General features: G+C 74.2%; 1 protein-coding gene. It reads left to right on the top strand.

Annotated elements, in window-relative coordinates; genetic code table 11:
• Positions 1-24: 24 nt before the first annotated feature.
• The coding region (locus tag GCU69_RS18155; protein ID WP_156206629.1) for an AMP-binding protein at positions 25-2,930 on the top strand (2,906 nt) is incomplete at its 3' end.

The raw sequence follows: 2,930 nt of genomic DNA, 5'->3' as shown, positions 1-2,930 counted from the left end.
CTCACCACCTTCCTCCCCCACCACATGACCCCCTCAGCCCTCATCCTCCTCAACGAACTGCCCCTGACCGTGAACGGAAAGCTCGACCGGAAGGCCCTCCCCGCCCCGGACGCCGCTCCCGCCGGTACGGGCCGCGGGCCGCGTGACGCGCGAGAGGAGGCGATGTGCCGGGCCTTCGCCGAGGTTCTCGGCGTGGAGCGGGTCGGCGTCGACGACTCGTTCTTCGCGCTGGGCGGGCACTCGCTGTCCGCCGTCTCGCTGGTGGAACGGCTGCGGACGCGCGGGATCGCGGTGGACGTGCGGACGCTGTTCACCGCGCCGACGGTGGCGAGCCTGGCGTCGGCCGCGGGCCGGTCGGACGTACGGGTGCCGCCGAACGGGATCCCGGCGGCGGGCACGGACGTGCTCACGCCCGGGATGGTGCCGCTGGCCGGTCTGGACGCGGCGCAGCTGGAGCGGGTGGCGGCGGCGGTTCCCGGCGGGGCGCGGAACGTGGCGGACGTGTATCCGCTGGCACCGCTCCAGGAGGGCATCTTCTTCCACCACCTGCTGGACGCGGAGGACGGGCCGGCCGGGGCGGACACCCCGGCGGAGGGCGGTGCAGCGGCGGGCGGGGACACGTATGTGGTGACCGCGGTCCTCGGCTTCGGTTCGCGTGCGGCGCTCGACGGTTTCGTGGCGGCGCTGCGGCGCGTGGTCGAACGGCACGACATCTTCCGGACGGCCGTGGTGTGGGAGGGGCTTCCCGAGCCCGTGCAGGTGGTGCTGCGCGAAGCGCCGCTGCGTGTCACCGAGGTGCCGCTGACGGCGACGGGCGGCGAGGCCGTCGAGGAGCTGCGGACCCGGTGGAACCGGCCGATGGACCTCGGGCACGCCCCGCTGCTGGACCTGCACGTCGGACGGGACACCGGTACGGGCCGCTGGCTGGTGCTGTACCGCTTCCACCACCTCATCGGCGACCACACCTCGCTGGACGTGGTGGCGCACGAGGTGGGCGTCCTGCGGGCCGGGCGGGGACACGAGCTGGCCGAACCGCTGCCGTTCCGGGACTTCGTGGCGCAGGCCCGGCTGCGGATGTCCCGGGACGAGCACGAGGCGTACTTCCGGGCGCTGCTGGGGGACGTGACGGAACCGACGGCCCCGTACGGGGTGCTGGAGGTCCGCGGTGACGGCAGTGATGTGGCGGAGGCGTCGCTCGCGGTCGACCGCGAGCTGGCCGCCCGGGTACGGGAGGCGGCGCGCGGCCTGGGCGTGAGCGCGGCCACGGTGTTCCACGTCGCGTGGGCGCGGGTCGTCGCGGCGCTGTCGGGGCGGGACGACGTGGTGTTCGGCACGGTCGTGTTCGGCCGTCTCCAGGCCGGAGCCGGGGCGGACCGGGTGCCGGGGCTGTTCATCAACACGCTTCCGGTACGCGCCGCGGTCGGCGGGGTGTCGGTGGCGGAGGCGGCACGGGCGATGCACGGGCAGCTGGCCGACGTACTGGTGCACGAGCACGCGCCGCTGACACTGGCGCAGCGGGCCGGTGCCGTCGGCCCCCGGACGCCGCTGTTCACCTCGCTCTTCAACTACCGCTACAGCACCGCTTCGGGTACGGAGCCCGCGGCGCCGCCGATCGACGGCGCCGAGTGGCTGCACGCCCGCGAACGCACCAACTATCCGCTCACGGCGGCGGTCGACGACCTGGGCACGGAGCTGCGTCTGATGGTCCAGGCGGCGGCGTCCATCGACCCGTGGGCCGTGTGCGGCTATCTGCACACCGCCCTCGACGCCGTCACCACCGCTCTGGAGACGGCCCCCCGGGCACCGCTGCGACAGCTCGACGTGCTGCCGCCGAAGGAACTGGCCGAGCTGACCGGCGGGGGCGCGGCGGGGCAGCGCCCCGGCACGGACCACGGCGCGCTGGCGGAGTCGTTCGAGGCGCGGGCGGCGCGCTCGGCCGGGGCGGTCGCGGTGGTCTTCGGCGACGAGGAGCTGACGTACGGGGAACTGAACCGGCGGGCCAACCGGCTCGCACGCTCACTCACCGGACACGGCGTGGGCCCCGAGGACCGCGTGGGCGTCGCCCTCCCCCGCTCCGCCGAACTCGTCGTCGCCCTCCTCGCCGTCCTCAAAGCAGGCGCCGCCTACGTCCCCCTCGACCCCGGCTACCCCGCCGACCGGCTCGCGTACATGCTGGACGACGCCGCACCCTCCGCGATCCTCACCGTCACGTCCGTCACCGAGGACATCCCCGGCCGCGGCGCGCCGCGGCTCCTCCTCGACGACCCGGCCACCCGGGCCGCACTCGCGGAACAACCGCCGGAGAACCTCACCGACGACGACCGCCGCACGCCCCTCGGCCCGGAACATCCCGCCTACGTCATCTACACCTCCGGGTCCACCGGTCGCCCCAAGGGTGTCGTCGTCCGGCAGAGCGGCCTCCTGAACACGGCGCGTGCCGCGATCGCTGCGGCCGACATCACGCCGGACAGCCGAGTGCTGCAGTTCGCCTCGCCCAGTTTCGACGTGGCCTCGATGGAGGTGTGGATGTCCCTGCTCTCCGGGGCCTGTCTGGTCATGGCCCCTGCCGCCGATCTGCTCCCCGGCGACGGCCTGGTGACCGTGCTGAAGAGACACGGCGTCACGCACGCGGGCATACCGCCCGTCGTCCTCGCGGCACTGCCGGACGACGCCCTGCCGGAGGGCATGACGCTGTCGGTGGGCGGCGAGGTCTGTGCGCCCGCCCTGGTGGAACAGTGGTCCGCGGGCCGGCGCATGATCAATCAGTACGGCCCCACCGAGACCACCGTCTGCGCCACCATGAGCGGCCCGCTGTCCGGCGCCGTGACGCCGCCGATCGGCCGTCCGATCGCGGGCACCCGGGTCTTCGTGCTGGACGGGGCGTTGCGTCCGGTACCGCCGGGCGTACCCGGAGAGATGTACATCACCGG

Source organism: Streptomyces lycii, from assembly GCF_009735685.1.
Classification (GTDB): Bacteria; Actinomycetota; Actinomycetes; order Streptomycetales; family Streptomycetaceae; genus Streptomyces; species Streptomyces lycii.
Note: the sequence above shows the minus strand (reverse complement) of the source record. Positions and strands in the feature narration are given on the sequence as shown.